The following is a 20,533-nucleotide window of genomic DNA, read 5'->3' on the forward strand; positions in this document are numbered from 1 at the left end:
CCCTCATTATCAGGCAAACATTGACAGGCGCGGCCATACGGGGCAAAGCAGGGCAAACACGAATCAGGAAAACCATGGCAAAACCACGTCCCAGAAAGCCCCGTCCTCCGCTGCCCGCTCCGCGCTGGTCCTTGATGCTTTACGCGAAGATTGAGCCCAAATACATCGGCATGTTCCGTTTCCTGCTGGAAGCGGAAGACAACCTCGGTTACGCCAGTGTGGTGGATAAGTATGCAGCCGTGCTGAAGATCATCTTCTCGCCGCATCAGGAACGGGAAATGCGCGCTTTCCTCGCCGGCATGCAGCAGACCATCCCCTTCGAACTGATGGAACGCCCCACGACCACCGCGCCCATATCCGCCGGAAAACCGGTCCGCTAAACCGCCCCCGCATCCCGCATGCGGCTCTCCAGCGCTTCCATGCGGGCCGCATACAGATTCACGTCGAACTTCCGGCGCGCCCCTGCATAGTTCATGTAGCGTATGGTCCCGAAAACGGGCCGTTCCTGCCACGGCCTGTCGTGCACGCCGCCCATGGACCATGCCACGCCCGTGTATCCGTTCGAATCCCGCCCGTCGATGAAATACCGATCGTTCAGATAGACGGCATGCCGCATGGCCTCTTCCGGTGAGGCGCTCCACTCCAGAATCTTCTTGGCCCAGTACATGCGCAGATACCCGTGCATGTAGCCTGTCAGACGCATCTCCTTCTGTGCGGCGTTCCACAGCGGATCATGCGTATCGCCCGACTCCAGCGTCTCAAGGGAATACAGATAGTCGCGGTTGTCCGCACGATGCTTGTCCAGCGTACGTTGCGCCCAATCGGGAAAAGCGTTCCAGCCGTCATATTCCGGCGTATGCAGGCAGAAGTTATCGGAAAGTTCCCGACGGACAACCAGCTCCTCAAGGAAGGATTCACGGGCTTCGGCAGGCACGGCAAGTCCCTTGCCTCCTCTGCGGGCCAAGGTTTCCAGCACCACGCGCTGCGCGGAAATCATGCCGAAATGCAGATAGGGCGACAGGCCGGATACCGCAGGCGCGTTGGGATCATTGCGCTGTTCATACAGAGGCATGCGTTCCGAAAGATGGCTCACAAGCATGGCCCGGGCAGCATCTTCCCCAGCTTCCGGCCCGAAAGGAACCGACACTTCCGGCACGGTACGGTCCACGCCCAGCCCTGCCCGCAGCATCTCCCAGTCAACAGGGGGCACCTGCCATCGCCATGGGGCAACAAGCGGCGGAACAGCGGGAAAATCATCCAGATATTCATCCAGCAAACGGTGAATCTTCGGTCGGATTGTACGAGCGGCATACTCTCTCTTGTCCGAGGCGACGCGACAGGGCACCACATTGCGCGAATCCACCTCAACCACGGCGCAAGGGGCCGCATCACATACAGCCTGAATCCATTGGCGCTTCAATCGGAGCGGGTCAAAGTCGGTCACGATGAGCGAAGCGCCAACGGAACGTGCCAGTTCCGGAATGGCTTCGTCAGGGGATTGGCGAACAAGGATAAAGGGAACACCCACTGTGGCAAGCTCGGCAGCAGTTCGCTCCAGCCCGCCCAGCAAAAAGCCGAACTGCCGGATGCAGGCACCGAGAAAGGCAGGTGCCAGCCCGTAAGCCACAGCACAGGACACGCCACAGCGTGCGGCCTCTTCCAGAGCATGAATGAGTGCCCAGTTGTCGCGGCAGCGATGCTCCCTGTGCATCCAGTAAAGCACAGGACCATCGCCCCCTTCTGAATGATTAGCAGAAAAAAGGGAGTGTATGCGTCCGGGATGGACTAGCCCGCTGCTTCCTGACATGCGCTCAGGCTGGCCATGATATCCAGCATTTCCATGGTCTGGTTCACGCGCCAGTAGAACTCTTCCGCCTCAAAAGGCTTGGTGATGAAATCGTTGGCGCCGTTCTTGAGGAATTGCGCAGAGAGTGCGCCGGAACCGGCAGCGGAAACGCCGATAACGGCCATGCGATGGGCCTTGTGACGGGAGCGGACATTCCGGACAAGTTCGAATCCGTCCATCTCAGGCATGTTGTAGTCGGTGATAATGAGGCTGACTTCCGGGTGCTGCTCCAAGACTGACAACGCCTGCACGCCGTCTTCAGCCTCCAGCACCTGAAAACGCTGCACCTCGAGCAAATGACGCATATGCGCCAGCGCCATACGGGAATCATCCACAATGAGCACTGTGGCAAACTGGTTCTTGAACACCCGCTCCAGACTGTACATGAGCGGGTCCATGTCCTGAATGGTCCCTTTGAAAAAGTAGTCCGACACATTCCGTTCCAGAAAACGCTTACGGATATTCTCGTTGAACGTGGCAGTCAGCACGACTGAGGGCACGCCGTGTTCAAGACACAGATCAACGGCCTCGCCGTCCGGAGCATCGGGAAGATTCAGGTCAATGACCGCGATGAAAAGGTGTTCACGCGCAGTCTCAAGAAGGTGGCGAGCCTCTTCCATGGTGTTGGCGATAACAGTTTCAAACTGGGTAAGCGCCGTGATCTGCTTGGAGATGATCTTGGACTGCACATGAGAGTCCTCAATGATCAACACGGTTCTGGGTGCATCGGCCATGGTATACGTTTCGCTCATGCGGGACCTATAGGGAGTCTTGCTCGTTCAGCACAGTGAATACTCAGCCACCTTATCTACTATACACTTGGCAGATTTTAGAGGCAATACAATTCAGGAACCCACCACGTCGAGACAGTGGTGCTCTTCATGATTGGAGCAACCATGACTCATGTATGATCACGGAGGCAATCCATACACGCCTCACTGCCCGCCGAAGGACACAGTAAGTCATCGGCGGTACGAGACATGTACAATACCGGGGCCGTTCAATCAGGTGACTGAGGGGAACGAGATCAGGAGTATCAGGAACGTCTGGCGCTGCACAGCAAGGCCACGCGGGTGGCCAGCCAGTCCATGACGATGGCGGGATTCACGTTGTAGACAAGGCTTTCCTGACACTCGGCCAGCACCTCGTCGATCCTGCGGTGCACAAGGCTGTCCACACCGGCATACAGGCGGGCCAAGTCGGATTGCGATCTGCCGGTAATGGCTGCGGCAAGCTCGCGCTGGCAATACACCACCACACGCTGCGCCACGCCGTTATCCAGCGAGCCCTTTGATGCGGTGCGCTGGAACCAGCCGGAACCCGTGCGGGCAAACTCGGCCAGTGCGTCACCCCACTCTCCGGCTTCAACTTCCTGCGGACCTGCGGCAGCGCCCTCGGTCGCACCGGATTCAGGCCACGCCAACGTCAGCACCCAGCTGCGGGAAACAAGCGTGGGCAGCAGGCGTTCCCGCTGCGGAGCCAGAAGCACAAAGCTGGTGCCGGGACGAGGCTCTTCCAGAGACTTGAGCAGCGCGTTAGCGGCCTCCACCCCCAGAGACTGGGCCTCGCACAGAATGACCATACGCTGGCCGTTGTCGCGAGGCGGCTCACCCAGCACGCCGCGCACGGCACGCACATCGTCTATCTTGATGGATTCTTCGCGACCGTCCAGAAAGAACATGTCACGGTGGTGACGGGCAATCATCTGCGCGCAGGCGGAGCACGCAAGACAGGGACGCTCCCCTTGCGAAGCATCCAGCGTGCAGTTGAGCAGGGCTGCCCAATAAAGGCTCATGGCGGCGCGCTCTTCAACTGTGCCGCCCTCCATGAGAATAACCTGCGGCGGATTGGCCGCAAGACGATGCAAAAAGCCCCTAACCCTGGCGTGACGAGACGCCAGGGCAGGGGCCATGATCTGTTCGAGTTCCAATGCGGAACGTGCCGCTGTGTCGTCCACGGATGCGTGCGAAGACATGCGCGCAGTCTCTCCGCTAGCGGAAGATGGTCTGGTCGCGCTCGGGACCTACGGAAACGATGGACACACGAACACCGGTCAGCTCTTCGATGCGCTCAACGTACTTGCGGCAGTTCTCAGGCAGCTGGCTCCACTCGGTGATGCCGGTGATGTCTTCATCCCAGCCGGGCACGGTTTCGTACACAGGGGTCACGTGCGCCATGGCGTTCTGCTCCTGCGGAACAACGGAAACGCGCTCACCTCTGTAGTCGTAGGCCACGCAAAGCTTCAGTTCCTTCATACCGCTCAGAACGTCCAGCTTGGTCAGGGCGAACTCGGTGGGGCCGTTCAGACGGGTGGTCTCTGCCAGCACCACAAGGTCCAGCCAGCCGCAGCGGCGCTTACGGCCGGTGGTGGCACCGAACTCGTGGCCCTTCTGCTGCATGTAGTCGCCATCTTCGTTCATCTGCTCGGTGGGGAAGGGACCGGCACCCACGCGGGTGGTGTATGCCTTCACGATACCGATGACGCGATCCAGCTTGCTGGCGGGAATACCGGTACCGGCGGAAGCGTTGCCCGCAACGGTGTTGGAGGAGGTGACGTAGGGATAGGTGCCGTGGTCGATATCCAGATGGATACCCTGTGCGCCTTCAAACATCACGCTCTTACCGGCGTTGAACGCATCCCACACTTCGGTGGAAACGTCAGCAAGGTAGGGAACCAGCTTGCGGCCGGCGTCCATCACTTCATCAAAGACCTTGTCCGCATCCATGGCCTCACGGCCATACAGAGCGGTGAACAGCGCGTTCTTTTCCACCAGCGCGTTGTTGATCTTGGCCTTGAGCAGCTCAGGATCGGCAAGGTCGCCTGCGCGGATGCCCACGCGGGAAGCCTTGTCTTCATAACAGGGACCGATACCGCGACCGGTGGTGCCGATCTTGTCGGTAGCAGACTTGTATTCTTCACGCGCACCATCAAGGCTCTTGTGGTAAGGCATGATGACGTGCGTCTTTTTGCTGATCTTCAGTCGGGCAGGGCTAACGTCCACACCCTTGGCGTCCAGCTTCTCGATTTCTTGCCAGAATACGCCGGGATCGAGAACCACACCGTTGCCGATGAGGCATTTTTTGCCTTCGTGCAGGATACCGGAGGGGATCAGATGCAGGATGTACTGCTTGTCACCCACGATGACGGTATGACCGGCATTATTGCCGCCCTGAAAGCGAACGATGACGTCTATCTCGCGGGTAAGCAGGTCAACGATCTTGCCTTTTCCTTCGTCTCCCCACTGGGTACCCATTATGATTACGTTTGACATTAGCCTCTCCTTATGACATGGAAGTGCCCTTTCCCGACGACTCCGCGTTTACGGAACGCAGAAAAGGCATCATCTCTTAATACACAGACCGCGACAACGTCAATCTATTCCCGCTCGAAAATCACATACTTTCAATGCCTTTTCACAAGCCCCTCAGTTTCAGACAAAGGGGTTGCTTAACGCGGCGGAGCACGCCGGAGGCACGGTCTCCCGCGCTACGGAATCTCCTGACAATCCCTGAGGATTGAGACTGGAGCCCGTTCGTCAAATCCCCCCGGGGCGCATGAGCACTCCGCCACCGCACACCAATCCGTGCGGCCGGAATTGCCCAGCCCCCCAAAGGAAGACGAAGACTATGACAATTCGAATCAAGGTCCGCTGGAGTGAACGGCTTACCATAGCCATGCTCATCTGCCTGCAGGCCGCCATTCTCGTATGGGGCACGCGCATGCCTACGCATGTGGGTGGCAAGCCCATACTGCGGGTCGCCGCCCCCAAGACGGAGCGCGTATCCGCATCCATCTCGCCCTACGGGCCGGGATTCGAGCAGGAACTGCTCACCATGTTCGCCAGCGAACAAGGCTATCATATTGAAATTACAGAAGTAGACACTCCGAGACAGGCATGGCAGGCCCTCAATGAAGGCCGTGTGCAACTGGTCGTGGGCGTAGGCGGCACCGCTCCGGCGTCGCTTGAAAGCCCCTTCGTAGCCGGACCGGCATACGCCACCTCGCGCCCCGTCCTCATCCACAGCTCCAAGCGCTACGCCCTGCGGGACGAAGACGAACTCTGCCAGAACCCCATTCTGACCACCCAGCAACGCTATCTTTCGGAAACTCTCACAGAGGAAGCCGAAAACGCCAACTGCGTGGCATGGACCAGCAAAGTGAACGGCGTTCGCGTCACCCCCATTCTGGACACCCTGAATGAAGACCGCGCACGCTTCGCCCTTGTGGACGACTGGACCTACAGCCTTTGGCAACCCTTCTTTCTCGGCGTGAAACCCACCAAGACCATGGACCGCGAGATCACCTACCGCTGGTTCTGGAGTTCGGAAAGCGAAGCCCTGCACACGGCTCTCAGCTCGTTCTGGAAGGGACGCGAAGAGGACGGACAGATCGCGGCCCTGCACGAGCGCTACTTCGGCTTTCTTCCCGAAGAGGCGGACTATTACGACATCGTTGGCCTGTCAGACTCCGTGAAGAAGCACCTGCCGCGCTACAGCGACACCATCCTGAAATACAGCAAGCTCAACGGGATAGACCCACTGCTGCTCACTGCCGTAATCTATCAGGAATCCCGCTTCGACGCGGACGCCACCAGCAAGACCGGCGTGCGCGGGCTCATGCAGATCACCCAGAACACGGCCCGCGTTCTGGGCGTGGACAGAACCAATCCTCAACAGTCCATCAAGGGCGGTGCAAAGTATCTGAAGATGCTGTGGGATGCATTCGAGTCCATGGAGCTGGACCCGTGGGATCGCTGGTTCTTTACGCTGGCAAGCTACAACCAGGGGCTCGGACACGTACAGGACGCCATAGCCCTGTCCCGCACCATGGGTGGCACCGGCCGTACGTGGCACGACCTGAAAAAGGTGCTGCCGCTACTGGCCTGGGAAAAGTATTATTCCCAGACCAAATACGGCTACACCCGAGGGTATGAAGCAGTCCACTATGTGGAAAACATCCGTTATTACTACTACATCCTGCACGGACTAGTCGGTCTCGCGCGGCCGGAAGCTGAGCACCTTGGCACGCTTCTTAGCGCCATCCCCGACACCTGGCCCGTCCTCTGATGCCTGACCTGCCGGAGATTCTGAAGCGGCTTGCGCTCCGCCCGGAGACGGCACATCTTCCAGCAGCATGAAGGAAGACTGCGGCGGCAGGCCCATGCCCTCAGGCCGTGAGGTCTGCGCCCAGTGATGGTTGAAAAGCTGGTTCTTCCAGCGCACCGCCTGAATGAAGGAAAAGATGAGAGCGGATTCCTCCCACCGCTTGGTGGGCTCGAACTGCTCCACCTCTCTGGCGAAGCGCTCCCACAGGTTCATCAGGGACGCCTCGTCATAGGCGTTCAGCTGGGCTGCCAGCTTGCGTAATGCACGTTCCATTCTACGACCTCATATATCAGCCCCCGCAAGGGGGCTTTTTTACGACTAAGCGTTACGAGATTCCGCCTCCGCCGGACAGGGAGATTTCTCCCCCAACAGCCCGCGCAAGCGATCTATCCTTTCTCATTACTCCGGGCTCCGGCTCTGCCAGAGCACATTCTCACAAAAAAACAATGTACGAGGGCTACAGACGCCCATGCGATGCCGTCGCAAACAGCTAAATCTCGCGGCATTTCGCTGCACTAAAGAGCAGTTCCGCACAGCGCCGCCCATCATTCCTGCAAGGCTACGTCAATCCGCGAAGGGCTTCAAATGAAAATTGCCCGTCGGCGAGGTGTGTGCTATTTTCTTGCGCCTCGCGCAAGAGTGACGTGGATTTTTTACAATATCGGGACAATTACGGGAGTCGAGACCAGATGAGCGACCTTAAGAACATGTACAAGACGATCCTCGGGGATCCGTTTCCGGCAGAGATGACCGTTCGCCTCGGCGACAAGGAGCTTGTGTACCGCAAGCGCACCTGGACGCTGGAAGGTGAAGAGAAGGGGCTGCGCTACGGCGAAAACCCCGACCAGCCTGCCGCCCTGTACGAACTGGCAGAGGGCTCCCTTACCCTTGGTGGTGTAACCTTCCGCGGCCCGGGCAAGGGCCTCGTTTCCGCCCTCACTGAAGAACACATGATTCAGGCAGGCAAGCACCCCGGCAAGACCAACCTCACGGACGTGGACAACGGCATCAACATGCTGCAGTACCTTACTGCCAAGCCCGCTGCCCTCATCCTCAAGCATAACAACCCCTGCGGCGCCGCATGGTCCGACAAGGGCATTGCCGACGCGCTGGATAAGGCCTTCTGGAGCGACCGCATCGCTGCATTCGGCGGCGCGGTGGTGGTGAACCGCCCCATGGACAAGGCCGCAGCCGAACTGGTGAACAGCGCCTATTTCGAAGTGGTGGCAGCACCCGACTTTGAAGAAGGTGTTGTGGATATCCTGAAGAAGCGCAAGAACCTGCGCATTCTGCACATCCCCGGCATGGCCCGCCTTGAGGAACTGGTCAACGAACCCTTCCTCGACTTCAAGTGCCTTGCCGACGGCGGCATCATCATCCAGCAGTCCTTCCGCAACCGCATTCTCTCCGTGGACGACTTCATCCCCGCCACCGCCGAAAAGAACGGCGTGCAGGTGGCGGCACGTAAGCCCACTGCGCAGGAAGCCGAAGACCTGCTCTTCGCATGGGCCATCGAATCCGGCGTGACCTCCAACTCCATCATCTTCGCCCGCAGCGGTGCCACCGTGTCCATCGGCACCGGCGAACAGGACCGCGTGGGCTGCGTGGAACTGACCGTGCACAAGGCCTACACCAAGTTCGCAGACATGCTCGCCTTCAAGGAACAGAACATGTCCCTGTACGAACTCAAGCTCAAGGCACAGAAGGACCCCGCACTGGCCGAAGTTCTCAGCGACATCGAAGCACGCACCCGCGCCGAGAAGGGCGGCCTGATGGGAACCGCCATGGTTTCCGACGGTTTCTTCCCCTTCCGCGACGGCGTGGATGCGGCACTGGCACACGGCGTGGCAGCCATTGCGCAGCCCGGCGGCTCCGTACGCGACCACGAAGTGATTCAGGCCGTCAACGAAGCCAGCCCGCAGGTAGCCATGGTGTTCACGGGCCAACGTTCGTTCAAGCACTAAGAAGCAAAGACGGCTTCTTGTCTTCGATGAGCAGGGGAATTACTCCCTTGCACACCGCGACTGCGCATCTGCCCTGTGCATGATGTGCTTCGCGGTCTGATCGCAGATTGATGTGTTTTCACGATGGGGAGGAACCGGACGGTTCCTCCCCACGATACAAAAAAACATTTTCCATTGGTCTCAAAGGCAGGGAATTCCCACCGGCCAAGTTCCGCTATCGGGGCTTCCCAAGGGGATCATCCCCCTTGGCCGGGTTCGGGGCAACGCCCCGACTCCCCCAACAATAACGTCGTTCACCAACAGGCCGCCCGCACTTGCAACAACAGCGGCAGCACATAAAGCAGGCAGTATGACATCTTCTCTGGTCCGGTTTCCGGGCCCCGGCTGCGTCGTGGAATTCATGCACGGCAACAAGGCGCAGGTGGCGTGGGTTCTTGAAGAACAATCCGGCAAGCTCCGGCTGCTCACCATGAGCAAACGCGAGATGAAACTCGCATCTGCGCGCATTCTTCCGTGGGCCGGGCCCACGTATTCCGGCGAACGTTCGCGCCAGCAGATTGCAGACATCCTTGAAGAGCATCATGCGCGCCGCGACTCCCGCGAAGCGGAAATCAACCCGCTGGAACTCTGGGACCTCGCACAGGGCGAAGTGGAAAAAGCTTCCATCGAATGGTTTGCCGAACTCCTCTTCTCCAACCCCGACGTGGACGACATCGCCGCGCTCGGTCATGCCATGATCGCCTGCAAGACACACTTCCGCTTCTCTCCACCGGACTTCGAAATCTACCCGGCCGAACGGGTGGAAGCACGCAAGATCGAAGAGCAGAAACGCGAAGAACGTGAACTGCTGGTCACACAGGGGCAGGACTTCTTCCTCGCCCTGTGGGACAACGTGACCAAAGGCAAAGCCCTCGGCAAGGAACCGGAAGGCGAACTGCGCGAGCGCCTCAAGCACGTTATTCTGGGCCGCATGGCCGATCCGGACAATCACGAGATCGAGCAGGTCTGGAAGCTGCTCGCCAAGGGGCTGCCCGAAGACCAGCACATGGCGCTGAAGCTGGCACAGGCCTGGAAACTGGTGCCCCCGCATCACAACTTCTGGCTCGACCGCGCCGGCTACGACACCTCGGACAACTGGGCTGCCCCCTTTGCAACGGACATTGCCACTCTGCAGGAACGCGTGACCGCCCTTGGCAGAGAGCCGGAAGCGAACAACTATATTTCCATAGACTCCGCCACTACGCGGGACATTGACGACGCTTTCCATGTCAGCCGCGCCGATGACGGCAATTATGACCTGCGCATCGCCATAGCCTGCCCCGCGCTGGAATGGCCCTTCGGCAGCGCCTTCGACAAGGAAGTGATGCGCCGCGCCACCAGCGTGTATCTGCCGGAAGGCAACGGCAACATGATGCCGGAAGAACTCGGCACGGACTTCTACAGCCTCAAGGCTGAAGAACTCCGACCCTCCATGGTGCTGCGCGTATCTGTTGCCCCGGACGGCGAGCTCCTCGCCTGCGAGCCGGAAATCACGTGGGTGCGCCTTGCCGCCAATCTCACTTACATCGACTGCGAAGCCGTGATCGAAGGCGGTGGCGACAACACGCCCGCAGCCGCCTACAAAGATCAGATCCTGCTGGGACTGGAACTGGCGGACATCCTCATCGCCCGCCGCGTCAAGCGCGGTGCCGTGATCATCGACCGAGACGACCCCAAGGTCGTTCTTTCCGGTGAAGGTGCGGACGTGAAGGTGGACATCAAGGACCCCGATCCCGTTCCGCGCTCCATGCTGCTGGTAAGCGAGATGATGATTCTGGCCAACTCCGCCGTTTCGCTCTGGGCGCGCCAGCGCGAGGTGGCGCTGCTGCACCGCACGCAGGACGTGGCCGTGCCCAAGGAATACGCGGGCATCTGGAGCGAGCCGCACGACATTGCCCGCGTGGTGAAGTCGCTGTCTTCCGCCCTGCTTGAGCCCCTGCCCAAGCCGCACCGCGGCATCGGCGTGGACGGCTACAGCCCCATCACTTCGCCGCTTCGCCGCTATCCCGACCTCGTGAACGTGGCACAGGTGCTGCACATGCTGCACAACGGCACTCCGCGGTGGACAAAGGACGAATTGATTGCCATGTTGCCGTTGCTGAGTTCACGTCTGGATGCCGTAGGCCAGATTCAACGCTTCCGGCCGCGATACTGGAAACTGCTGCACTTCAAACAGCAAGGCGACAAGGTCTGGTGGGATGCCGTGGTCACCGAAGACAACGACCTGTTCGTCACCGTGTCCCTGCCGCGGGAACAGATCTTCGTACGCGGACGACGCAAGTCTTTCGGCGACAAGGTGTACCCCGGTCAGCACCTGCAGGTGCGCATCGGCAAAGTACATCCGCTGGAGAACGAAATCCAGATTCTGGATGTGATGGAAGAGTAAACGTTTTCTTTCCGGATTTTTTTCACCTCCGGCGGTGCGTTAAGCGAGCCTCCGGCGGCCAAGGGCGCAACCGCGCCTTTGGAAACCAGTTTACGTACAAACGCGCCATCCGCGTTACGATGAAACGCTGTACGCCCCCCCGCCCCTATACATTATAATGGGTGAAGACGTGCAGTTCATCAAACAATAGCTGTACCTCGCTGAGCGAGGTGCAGGGGACCAGTGAAACGTATCTGTTGATCACCTCCTGCCGGATGTCGGGCAAAGCCTGACCCGCCGGAGGCGAGCCACTCGACAAGTAAAAAAACAATTTCTTCATTCGCTGAATAGGAGAGAACATGCTGGGTATAATTCTGTGGTTGCTCATTGCGTACATGGTTGGTTCCATTCCCTTCGGCCTGCTCATCGCCAAGTCCGCCTGCGGCATTGACCCGCGTTCCGGCGGCAGCCGCAACGTAGGCGCAACCAACGTGGCCCGTCTGTGCGGCACCCGCTGGGGCATTGCAACGCTGACCTGCGACCTGCTGAAAGGCGCCCTGCCCGTATGGATCGGCATGGTGGTGAGCGATCATCCCCTGTTCCTTTCCTGCGTCGCGCTGGCGGCTCTGGGCGGCCATGTGTATTCCATGTTCCTCGACTTCAAGGGCGGCAAGGCCGTTGCCACCACCATCGGCATCTTCATTCCGCTGGCGTTCAAGAGCATTCTCCTTGCGGCCATCGCCTGTGCGCTGGTCATCTGGCGTTCCGGCTACGTTTCCCTTGGTTCCCTTACGCTGGTAACCGTCATGCCGCTGCTGCTCTTCCTTGGCGGCAGCTGGTCCTATATTCCGCTGTCACTGGTGGTGATGGCCTTTGTGTACTGGACGCACCGTGAAAACATCGGGCGTCTGGCACGTGGTGAAGAAAAGGCTTGGCAGAAAAAGAAACACGAGGAGCAGGCATAATGCGAAACGCAGACGTGTTCCCCCGATACAGGGGAAATATGGAGTATTTCTGCCTTGGCTGCGGAGAACGCCACGGCGTGGATGAATTGCTGTACACCTGCCCGAGCTGCGGCGGCGTGTTCATGCTGGACAACCTTGCCTTCGACAAGCTGGCGGAGACCTCCGGCGACGAATGGCGCGAAGTTTTCGATGAGCGCGCAAGCTCGCGCAACACCGCCCTGCGCGGCATCTTCCGTTTTTATGAGCTGATGGCACCCGTGATGGAAGAGGAAGACATCGTCTACCTCGGCGAGGGCAATACCCCCATTGTGGAAGCCAGCAAGCATCTGGTCGCCAAGACCGGGGTGCAGTTCGCCTACAAGAACGACGGCCAGAATCCCAGCGCCTCCTTCAAGGACCGCGGCATGGCCTGCGCGTTTTCGTACCTCAAGGCGCTGGTACGCAAGCACGGCTGGGACGAAGTGCTTACCGTATGCGCATCCACCGGAGACACCTCGGCCGCTGCGGCGCTATACGCCTCCTACGTCGGCAAGCCGCTCAAGTCCGTTGTGCTGCTGCCCCACGGCAAGGTGACCCCCCAGCAGCTTTCCCAGCCGCTCGGCTCCGGCGCCACCGTGCTGGAAGTACCCGGCGTGTTCGACGACTGCATGAAGGTGGTTGAGCATCTGGCGGAAAACTACCGTGTGGCCCTGCTCAACTCCAAGAACAGCTGGCGCATTCTGGGTCAGGAATCCTACGCCTTTGAAATCGCCCAGTGGTACAACTGGGACGTGGCCGACAAGTGCGTGTTCGTACCCATCGGCAACGCCGGCAACATCACCGCCGTCATGGGTGGCTTCCTCAAGATGTTCCGCCTCGGCATCATCACTGCCCTGCCGCGCGTGTTCGGCGTGCAGTCGCACCATGCCGACCCCGTCTACCGCTACTACAGCGTGGAAGATCCCAAGGAACGCGAGTACAAGCCGGTGAAGGTAACCCCTTCCGTGGCGCAGGCCGCCATGATCGGCAACCCCGTTTCCTTCCCCCGCGTGAAGCATTTTGCGGAACAGTTCGAAGCCATCGGCGGCCGCGACGCGTTTCAGGTGCTTCAGGTGACCGAGCAGCAGATCATGGATTCCATGATCGAAGCAAACATGCACGGCCACATTGCCTGCACGCAGGGCGGCGAATGCTTCGCGGGCCTCAAGCGCGCCATCGAACTCGGCCTGATCAAGGAAGGCCAGAGCGCCGTGCTGGACGCCACCGCCCATGCGCTGAAGTTCTCCGGCTTTCAGGACATGTACTTCAGCAACACGTTCCCGCCGGAATACGGCGTAACGCCGGACATGTCGCTGTCCAACGCGCCCGAGCTGCTGGTGGATACGGAAGCGAAGGAAAAGCTCTCGCCTGAAGAGTTCACCCTCACCGCCGCCAAGGCCATCGCAGACAGACTGGGACTGGCAAGCAAGTAGCCGCCCCCCCGCAAACGACAAAGAATGAATCCCCCGATGCTCACGGCAGCGGGGGATTTTTCATTTTATTTCACGCAATAAAATCATTAAAACAAGTTATAGCTTTCTTATTAAGCATAAAAAAGAAAGTTAAAACTTTCTTTTAAATTTTAATATTACAAGTTATAGCTTGTTTACAAACGACACAATTACAAGCTATAACTTGTAAAATATTATGAACAGGTTTTCTCTGTGGATCAGGATATGAGCTATAACACACTGAAAATACGCCAAATTGATACAACTCTCGCGCTCTGGCGCAAGGCTGCACTCCCTCCGCGTCCCGGCAAAGGATGGATTCATGCCATACGAACTGCGCTCAGCATGAGTTCCGCCGCCCTCGGTGCACGTCTCGGCATGACTGGTGCCGGTGTTCTGAGCCTTGAGGCGGCGGAAGCTACAGACTCAATCACCCTTGGCACCCTCCGCAAAATTGCCACAGCTCTGGATTGCGAGCTGCAATACGCACTGGTGCCCAAACATGGCATTGCAGAAACACTGCAGAAGCGAGCCAAGGAAGTGGCGCGCGAACGAGTACTGCGGGTGAGCCACACCATGGCACTGGAAGAACAGGCTGTTGATAGCGAACTTACCCGTAGCCAGATTGAAGAACTGGCAGAGACCCTGCTGCGCAAACGGACAAAGGAACTGTGGCGATGAAGTATACATATCCTCCCGGCGCGACTCCGCTGAACGCGGATGAAGCATCCGGCCTGATTCCCGACCACATCACCACACAGGATGCCCTCAACGAATGGGAACAGCAGAACATTCTTGATGGGTTGAACTGGGCACTGAAGCAACACAAGCGCGAATTGCTCGACGACCTCTTTGTGCGGGATCTTCATAAAAAGATGTTCGACAAAACTTGGAAGTGGGCTGGCACCTACCGCAGGAGCAACAAGAACATCGGGATAGAATGGCAGACGATTCCCGTTGAACTCAGGAATCTCTTTGCCGATGTGTCCTTCCAGATAGAACACAAGTCCTTTCCTCCTGACGAACTCGCAACCCGTTTTCACCACCGGCTTGTGGCAATACATCCTTTCCCTAACGGTAATGGACGGCATGCCCGTATGATGGCGGACTTGCTGATACAACGCCTCGGCGGCGAACCGTTCAGCTGGGGCGGACGCTCTCTTGTGCAGCACGGGGACGAGCGGGAGAGATATATTGCCGCGCTGCAGGCAGCAGACAAGGAGGACTACACCTCCCTCATGGAGTTTGTCCGGAGCTAAGCCGGTACACCGCGAGACAAAATACACATGTCTTGTGCCGAGAATATTGCAAGGACAGGCAAGCTTGCCCCTGCACTGACAAAGCAAGACAAAACCCCCGCTGTTCATTGGGCAGCGGGGGTTTTTTATATGTTAACCGGCAAGCGGACGAGCCATGCGAGAACCAAGCTCATAGGCGCGCTGACAGTCCTGCGGAAAGACCTCTTCGCGGCGCTTCCCCTTTGCGTTGCCATCAAACTTTGCCGACTCGTACTTGCCGTAATCGGAATACTGCAGGGTATCCGTACAGAGCATCACCTCACAGGGGCCGAAATGGGCCGACAACATTCGCTGCATAAAGGCAAAGTGAGGGCGGTAGCCGTAGCTGTCGATCATCTCTTCCGGAACATTCATGGTATAGAGCAAAGCCGTGGGAATAACCCTGCCAAACTCGCAATGCCCGTCGACCGCATAGGGATTGTACGGGAAACACAGGCGTTCAAAACAGGCGCGCATAGCTGCCGTTTCGGTTCCGTAATAAATGGGAGAGCCAAGAATCAGCGCGTCTGCCTTCGCAATGCGCTCAAGTACCGGGGTAAGGTCATCCTTTACCGCACAGACACCGCGCACCTTCCGGTCCACGCGCTTGCAGGCGAAACAACTGATGCAGCCGGAGAATTGCAGGTCATACAGGTTAACCAGTTCCGTTTCCGCACCTTGAGAGGCCGCACCGGCCAGTGCATGCTCCAGCAGTGATACGGTATTCCAGTTCTTCTTACGCGGGCTGCCGTTCAGGGCTATAACGTTCATTTGCATTCTCCGTCGGGTTGGATTGAATAAGGTGGCCCATAGTAGCCCATGGAAACTTTTTTACAAGTACCCACTATATTGTGCCGTAGGTACCGATTATATACTATTGGTAAAAACAAAGGCCGGAGCGTTACCGCTCCGGCCTTTGTCATTCTTCTATTTTACTCAGCGTCTAGCTGATTTCTCGCGTAGTGCTGAACACGATCTTGGGGAATCGCTCAATGGCGGATTCCAGCTTCCACGGGTTCGGCGCGAGGTAGGCGAGACAACCTTCAGCGTCGATGGCGAGGTCGCTGCGATAGTAATCGGTGAAGTCGTCCAGCGCACGCTTGTCATCGCTGTGAATCCAGCGGGCGGTGGTGACAGAGACCGGCTCGTACAGGGCGTTCACGGCATATTCGTTCAGCAGGCGATGCACGATCACGTCGAACTGCAGCATACCGACCGCACCCAGGATGTAATCGCTGTTGGCAATGGGACGGAACAGCTGCACTGCGCCTTCTTCAGCCAACTGCTCAAGGCCCTTCTGCAGCTGCTTGCGCTTCATGGGGTCCCTGAGCTGCACGCGGCGGAAGTGTTCCGGCGAGAAGCTGGGAATGCCCACGAACTTGAGCGGTTCCTTGTCGGTGAAGGTGTCACCGATCTTGATGGTGCCGTGGTTGTGAATACCGATGATGTCGCCGGGGTAGGCTTCTTCAACACCGGTACGGTCCTGCGCCATGAAGATAGTGGCGTTGGCGATGGTAAAGTCCTTGCCCACGCGGTGGTGCTTAACTTTCATGCCGCGCGTGAACTTGCCGGAGCATATACGCATGAACGCGATACGGTCGCGGTGGTTCTTGTCCATGTTCGCCTGAATCTTGAACACCACGCCGGAAAATTCCTCTTCGTAGGGAGAAACTTCGCGGGTCGTGGTCGGACGCGGCTGGGGCGGAGGCGCAAGCTCCACGAAGGAATCCAGCATTTCCTGCACACCGAAGTTGTTCACGGCGGAACCGAAGAACACGGGGGTCTGCTCGCCCTTACGGTAGCGCTCCAGATCAAAGGGGTTACCCGCACCCTGCAGCAGCTCAAGCTCCTCACGCAGCTGGTGCACCTGATCGCCCAGAATCTCGTCCAGACGCGGATCGTTCAGATCCTTGAACACCTCGCCCTGCTGGCGCTTGCCGCCGTGCACGGCGGAGAACAGATGCAGTTCGTTCTTGTAGAGGTTCCACGTCCCCTTGAAGGTGCTGCCCATGCCAATGGGCCACGTAAGCGGCGCGCATTCGATCTTCAGACGCTCTTCAATGTCCGCCATGACGGCGAAAGGATCAAGACCGTCGCGGTCCAGCTTGTTGATGAAGGTCAGAATGGGCGTATTGCGCAGGCGGCACACGTCCATCAGCTTCAACGTCTGGGTTTCTACGCCCTTGGCCACGTCGATGACCAGCAGGCCGGAGTCCACGGCGGTGAGCACGCGGTAGGTGTCTTCGGAGAAGTCCTGGTGACCGGGAGTGTCCAGCAGGTTGATTTCATACCCGTTGTACTCGAACTTCATCACCGAGGAGGTGACGGAAATGCCGCGCTCCTGCTCCATGGCCATCCAGTCGGACGTGGCATGGCGCGCCGCCTTGCGCGACTTGACCGAACCCGCCATCTGGATTGCGCCACCGTACAGCAGCAGCTTTTCCGTCAGGGTGGTCTTACCCGCGTCAGGGTGGCTGATAATGCCGAACGTGCGGCGTTTGTCTACTTCGCGCTTCAATTCCTTGCTCATGATCCCGATCCTCGAAAAATTTCTCCCGCACGTGAATGCTGTTCCACGCGCAAAGGCCCCCGTTTATGCCTCAAGCTTAAAGCGGGGTCAACTCCAACGCCATGCGGCGCGGGACGGGAGTTGCGAGAGGAGCCTAGAACCCGAAGTACCGTCCGGCAGCCACGCAGGCCATGCCAACGGCCACGGTGCCGAAGAAACTCTCGGTGCGCCACGCCACAAGGAAGGTGGGCACGGCGGCGAGCAGCGGCAGGTTGTTCATGTTCAGGGCGATGTTGCCGTCCTGCACGAGCAACGCAGGCGCCAGCAGGGCACTGAGAATGGCGGCGGGCACATAGCTGAGCCAGCGGATGACCACGGGCGGCAGTTCGCGGGACGAGAGCGCCCATACGGGCAGAAGGCGCGGCAGATACGTGACGGCGGCCATGCCGAGGATGATGGTGAAAACGAGGGTATCGGAAGTTATCATGACCGGCTCCTGTCAGCGCTCGGGGTGCTTTGATCCGAGGCATTCCGAAAGGACAGCACGGTGCCCGCGGTTGCCCCGCATATGGTTGCGAGAATCACGTTCCACTGCCCCGCTCCGGCCAGCATGAACGTGACGGACATGACGGCGGAAAGCACGGCCACCACCACATGCATGTTGGTGCGCACCTGCCCCACGAGAAGGGCGATGAACATGGCGGACAGCGCGTAATCAAGCCCCAGCGGTTTCACGTCTCCTATGAGATTGCTTCCGAATATGCCGAGCGCACTCCCCGCCACCCACGAGAGCTGGGCGGTGGCGTTCAGGGCGTAGGTCTCAGCCGCGCCGGTGCGTCCTTCAGGAAAACGACGGGCGTGCAGCGCGAACGATTCGTCGGTCAGTTCGAACGTGAACAGGGCCTGCTGCAGGCGCGTCCAGTTGCGCAGATATGGGGCCAGCGCAGCAGACATGAGCAGATGCCGCAGGTTGACCACAAAGGTGGTCAGCACGATGGAAACCGGCGATGCCGCTGCAGCCAGCAGGCTCACCGCAATGAACTGTGCCGAACCGGCATACACCAGCACGGACATGAGCACGGTGTTCCATTCCGAAATCCCCACCTTGCGCGCCAGAACGCCGTAGGCGAACCCCACGGGCAGATAGCCCATCACGATGGGCAGCGCCTGCCGCACCCCTTCCCATATGCCGGAAGCGGATGTCCGGCGTTGCGTCTCTGTAATCACCTGTTCCACGTTGCTCTCCGTGATCGCCACAGCGTTTCCGTACCGATATGTCATGCGGAATGCCCTTGCATACTTCGCCAGAATGGATCGGAGAAACATCTGTCCCTGCGGGCAGCATCGTCCGTCCGCTTGCAGAGAACCATAAAAGCTGTCACCATAACAGACACAGTTTTTACAAAAATCGACCATAACAGATTTCCCTGACCAGCATTACGAGACCGCCATGCACCGCCAAGCCCCCCCCGTTTCTTCCGACGACACGCCCCAGACAGCCTCTCACGAAACGTTCCGCTATCACCATGTGGAGCAGCAGATTCTGGGCATGATCGAGTCAGGCCGCTTCAAATCCGGAGACAGACTGCCTTCGCTGCGCTCGCTGTGCACCAGCATGGGCGTGAGCCTTGCGACCGTGAATCACGCCTATATGGAACTGGAGCGCAAGGGCATCATCGAGGCCCGCCCGCGCTCGGGCTACTTTGTACGCAAGCCAAGCGCACCGCTGCCGCTGCCGGTCACGGAGAAAAGTACGCCTGAGATCGGGGAGGAAAACCGCACCAACCTCATCCAGACCGTACTTGAGGCAGTGGGCAACAAGAACCTCATCTCCTTCGGCTGCGTCACACCGGACCCCGCCCTGCTTCCGGGCAAGGCGCTTGCGCGCATCATGCAGGACGTGACGCGCCTTTCCACCTACGACTCGCTCTCTTATGAAGTCATTCAGGGCAATCCGGAACTGCGCAAGCAGATCGCATGGCGGGCGCAGGAACTGGGGCTCGGCATACAGTCCGATGACGTGCTCATCACGGCTGGCACCATGGAAGCGCTGCACATTGCCCTGCGCGCCATCACCCGCCCCGGCGACAGCGTGGTCATCCAATCCCCCACCTATTTCTGTCTCGTGCAGTTGCTGGAGAATCTGGGCCTGCGCGCCATCGAGGTGCCTTCCAGCCCCGAACACGGCATATCCCCCGACGCACTGCATGAGGCCATCACCAAGTTCGACGTGGCAGCCTGCATCCTTTCGCCCAACTTCAACAATCCTGACGGTTCGCTGATGCCGGACGAGGCCAAGCGGGAAATTGTGGAAATGCTGGCCAGCCGTGGAATCCCTCTGGTGGAGGACGACGTGGCCGGCGACGAGCATTTCGGCCCGAACCGCCCCGCTCCGCTCAAGGCCTTCGACAGAAAAGGCGGGGTGACGTTGTGCTCCTCGTTCTCAAAGACCATTGCGCCGGGCTATCGCTGCGGCTGGATGCTGCCGGGCAAGATCATGCGCAAAGCGCTGGAGATAAAGGCGACCACGAATGTGTGCTGCGCCAGCCCGACCCAGATGGTGGTGGCGGAATTTCTGCGGCAGGGGTTGTATGAGCGCCACCTGAAACGGCTGCGCGTGGCTACGGAACGGCAGATGCAGACCATTCAGCATCATCTGGCCATGCATTTTCCGGAAGGAACGGGCGTAACGCGCCCCAAGGGAGGCGGGTTTCTGTGGGTCTCGCTGCCGGAGAAGGTGGACAGCGTGCAGTTGTTCAAGGAGGCCAAGGCGCAGGGCATTCTCATCTCCCCCGGCCCCATCTTCACTACCCGCGACCAGTTCCGCAACTACATCCGCCTCTCCTGCTGCGGCGTGTGGCACGAACGCATGGAACAGGGACTCAAAACCCTCGGAGAGCTTGCCGGAAAACTGGCGTAGCTTGCACTAACTCTTTTCTTTTTCCCCAAAGCCTTCATGCCAATCGCATACGCTTGTCATGCTGGCGGGACGG

The 20,533-nt window shown here is 59.0% G+C and carries 18 protein-coding genes; 9 read left to right on the plus strand and 9 right to left on the minus strand.

The window, feature by feature from the left end; genetic code table 11:
• The first annotated feature begins 74 nt into the window (after positions 1-74).
• The gene (locus N1030_RS11650) at positions 75-380 is read left to right on the plus strand and encodes a DUF4911 domain-containing protein (RefSeq protein ID WP_265825651.1); all 306 of its coding nucleotides are present in this window, start codon (positions 75-77) and stop codon (positions 378-380) included.
• Here N1030_RS11650 and N1030_RS11655 read toward each other — a convergent pair.
• The 4 genes from N1030_RS11655 to N1030_RS11670 form a co-directional block, all read right to left on the minus strand.
• The gene (locus N1030_RS11655) at positions 377-1,723 is read right to left on the minus strand and encodes a deoxyribodipyrimidine photo-lyase (protein ID WP_265825652.1); all 1,347 of its coding nucleotides are present in this window, start codon (positions 1,721-1,723) and stop codon (positions 377-379) included. The two genes, N1030_RS11650 and N1030_RS11655, sit on opposite strands and share 4 nt — an antisense overlap.
• Before the next feature lie 62 nt (positions 1,724-1,785).
• Entirely contained in the window at positions 1,786-2,598 is an 813-nt protein-coding gene (locus tag N1030_RS11660) for a response regulator (protein WP_265825653.1), read from the minus strand.
• 284 nt (positions 2,599-2,882) lie between these two features.
• Positions 2,883-3,821: a DNA polymerase III subunit delta' gene (locus tag N1030_RS11665; RefSeq protein ID WP_265825654.1), complete on the minus strand. Its 939-nt coding sequence runs from the start codon at positions 3,819-3,821 to the stop codon at positions 2,883-2,885.
• Between the two features lie 16 nt (positions 3,822-3,837).
• Positions 3,838-5,118: an adenylosuccinate synthase gene (locus N1030_RS11670; RefSeq protein WP_265825655.1), complete on the minus strand. Its 1,281-nt coding sequence runs from the start codon at positions 5,116-5,118 to the stop codon at positions 3,838-3,840.
• A 355-nt stretch (positions 5,119-5,473) separates the two neighbouring features.
• On the opposite strand from N1030_RS11670, the gene N1030_RS11675 reads away from it, so the two are divergent.
• Positions 5,474-6,913 (plus strand): MltF family protein, encoded by a 1,440-nt coding sequence (locus tag N1030_RS11675; RefSeq protein WP_265825656.1) that lies wholly within the window; start codon positions 5,474-5,476, stop codon positions 6,911-6,913.
• Here the strand turns inward: N1030_RS11675 and N1030_RS11680 are convergent.
• Complete coding sequence (locus tag N1030_RS11680; protein WP_265825657.1) at positions 6,833-7,225, minus strand: hypothetical protein; 393 nt, start codon at positions 7,223-7,225, stop codon at positions 6,833-6,835. The two genes, N1030_RS11675 and N1030_RS11680, sit on opposite strands and share 81 nt — an antisense overlap.
• Before the next feature lie 416 nt (positions 7,226-7,641).
• Here N1030_RS11680 and N1030_RS11685 point away from each other — a divergent pair, with 416 nt between their 5' ends.
• From N1030_RS11685 to N1030_RS11710, 6 genes are all read left to right on the plus strand, one after another.
• The gene (locus N1030_RS11685) at positions 7,642-8,916 is read left to right on the plus strand and encodes an IMP cyclohydrolase (protein ID WP_265825658.1); all 1,275 of its coding nucleotides are present in this window, start codon (positions 7,642-7,644) and stop codon (positions 8,914-8,916) included.
• Positions 8,917-9,265: 349 nt separating this feature from the next.
• Complete coding sequence (locus N1030_RS11690) at positions 9,266-11,341, plus strand: ribonuclease catalytic domain-containing protein (protein WP_265825659.1); 2,076 nt, start codon at positions 9,266-9,268, stop codon at positions 11,339-11,341.
• 338 nt (positions 11,342-11,679) lie between these two features.
• Positions 11,680-12,285: a glycerol-3-phosphate 1-O-acyltransferase PlsY gene (plsY, locus tag N1030_RS11695; RefSeq protein WP_265825660.1), complete on the plus strand. Its 606-nt coding sequence runs from the start codon at positions 11,680-11,682 to the stop codon at positions 12,283-12,285.
• Positions 12,285-13,736 (plus strand): threonine synthase, encoded by a 1,452-nt coding sequence (thrC, locus tag N1030_RS11700; protein ID WP_265825661.1) that lies wholly within the window; start codon positions 12,285-12,287, stop codon positions 13,734-13,736. Before plsY ends, thrC begins: the two co-directional genes overlap by 1 nt.
• A 243-nt stretch (positions 13,737-13,979) precedes the next feature.
• A complete protein-coding gene (locus N1030_RS11705) occupies positions 13,980-14,435 on the plus strand; it encodes a mobile mystery protein A (protein ID WP_265825662.1) in 456 nt (151 codons plus the stop codon).
• Positions 14,432-15,013, plus strand: a complete 582-nt coding sequence (locus tag N1030_RS11710; protein ID WP_265825663.1) for a mobile mystery protein B — start codon at positions 14,432-14,434, stop codon at positions 15,011-15,013. Before N1030_RS11705 ends, N1030_RS11710 begins: the two co-directional genes overlap by 4 nt.
• Positions 15,014-15,145: 132 nt before the next feature.
• On the opposite strand, the gene N1030_RS11715 is transcribed toward N1030_RS11710, so the two are convergent.
• The 4 genes from N1030_RS11715 to N1030_RS11730 all read right to left on the minus strand — a co-directional run bounded on the left by N1030_RS11715 (position 15,146) and on the right by N1030_RS11730 (position 18,776).
• The gene (locus N1030_RS11715) at positions 15,146-15,802 is read right to left on the minus strand and encodes a flavodoxin family protein (protein WP_265825664.1); all 657 of its coding nucleotides are present in this window, start codon (positions 15,800-15,802) and stop codon (positions 15,146-15,148) included.
• Between the two features lie 172 nt (positions 15,803-15,974).
• Positions 15,975-17,561: a peptide chain release factor 3 gene (locus N1030_RS11720; protein ID WP_265825665.1), complete on the minus strand. Its 1,587-nt coding sequence runs from the start codon at positions 17,559-17,561 to the stop codon at positions 15,975-15,977.
• A 133-nt stretch (positions 17,562-17,694) separates the two neighbouring features.
• Entirely contained in the window at positions 17,695-18,027 is a 333-nt protein-coding gene (locus N1030_RS11725; RefSeq protein ID WP_265825666.1) for an AzlD domain-containing protein, read from the minus strand.
• Positions 18,024-18,776: an AzlC family ABC transporter permease gene (locus N1030_RS11730; protein ID WP_265825667.1), complete on the minus strand. Its 753-nt coding sequence runs from the start codon at positions 18,774-18,776 to the stop codon at positions 18,024-18,026. The genes N1030_RS11725 and N1030_RS11730 overlap by 4 nt, the downstream gene beginning before the upstream one ends.
• 214 nt (positions 18,777-18,990) lie before the next feature.
• Between N1030_RS11730 and N1030_RS11735 the strand changes: the two genes are divergently transcribed.
• A complete protein-coding gene (locus N1030_RS11735) occupies positions 18,991-20,460 on the plus strand; it encodes an aminotransferase-like domain-containing protein (protein ID WP_265825668.1) in 1,470 nt (489 codons plus the stop codon).
• Positions 20,461-20,533 lie beyond the last annotated feature (73 nt).

This window comes from Desulfovibrio mangrovi (assembly GCF_026230175.1).
Taxonomy (GTDB): Bacteria; Desulfobacterota; Desulfovibrionia; order Desulfovibrionales; family Desulfovibrionaceae; genus Halodesulfovibrio; species Halodesulfovibrio mangrovi.

Bases quoted from the DNA above. Each gene is read 5' to 3' on its own strand.
- N1030_RS11650 (WP_265825651.1), top strand. From the start codon at position 75: ATGGCAAAACCACGTCCCAGAAAGCCCCGTCCTCCGCTGCCCGCTCCG.
- N1030_RS11660 (WP_265825653.1), bottom strand. From the start codon at position 2,598: ATGAGCGAAACGTATACCATGGCCGATGCACCCAGAACCGTGTTGATC.
- N1030_RS11665 (WP_265825654.1), bottom strand. From the start codon at position 3,821: ATGTCTTCGCACGCATCCGTGGACGACACAGCGGCACGTTCCGCATTG.
- N1030_RS11670 (WP_265825655.1), bottom strand. From the start codon at position 5,118: ATGTCAAACGTAATCATAATGGGTACCCAGTGGGGAGACGAAGGAAAA.
- N1030_RS11675 (WP_265825656.1), top strand. From the start codon at position 5,474: ATGACAATTCGAATCAAGGTCCGCTGGAGTGAACGGCTTACCATAGCC.
- N1030_RS11680 (WP_265825657.1), bottom strand. From the start codon at position 7,225: ATGGAACGTGCATTACGCAAGCTGGCAGCCCAGCTGAACGCCTATGAC.
- N1030_RS11685 (WP_265825658.1), top strand. From the start codon at position 7,642: ATGAGCGACCTTAAGAACATGTACAAGACGATCCTCGGGGATCCGTTT.
- N1030_RS11690 (WP_265825659.1), top strand. From the start codon at position 9,266: ATGACATCTTCTCTGGTCCGGTTTCCGGGCCCCGGCTGCGTCGTGGAA.
- plsY (WP_265825660.1), top strand. From the start codon at position 11,680: ATGCTGGGTATAATTCTGTGGTTGCTCATTGCGTACATGGTTGGTTCC.
- thrC (WP_265825661.1), top strand. From the start codon at position 12,285: ATGCGAAACGCAGACGTGTTCCCCCGATACAGGGGAAATATGGAGTAT.
- N1030_RS11705 (WP_265825662.1), top strand. From the start codon at position 13,980: ATGAGCTATAACACACTGAAAATACGCCAAATTGATACAACTCTCGCG.
- N1030_RS11710 (WP_265825663.1), top strand. From the start codon at position 14,432: ATGAAGTATACATATCCTCCCGGCGCGACTCCGCTGAACGCGGATGAA.
- N1030_RS11715 (WP_265825664.1), bottom strand. From the start codon at position 15,802: ATGAACGTTATAGCCCTGAACGGCAGCCCGCGTAAGAAGAACTGGAAT.
- N1030_RS11720 (WP_265825665.1), bottom strand. From the start codon at position 17,561: ATGAGCAAGGAATTGAAGCGCGAAGTAGACAAACGCCGCACGTTCGGC.
- N1030_RS11725 (WP_265825666.1), bottom strand. From the start codon at position 18,027: ATGATAACTTCCGATACCCTCGTTTTCACCATCATCCTCGGCATGGCC.
- N1030_RS11735 (WP_265825668.1), top strand. From the start codon at position 18,991: ATGCACCGCCAAGCCCCCCCCGTTTCTTCCGACGACACGCCCCAGACA.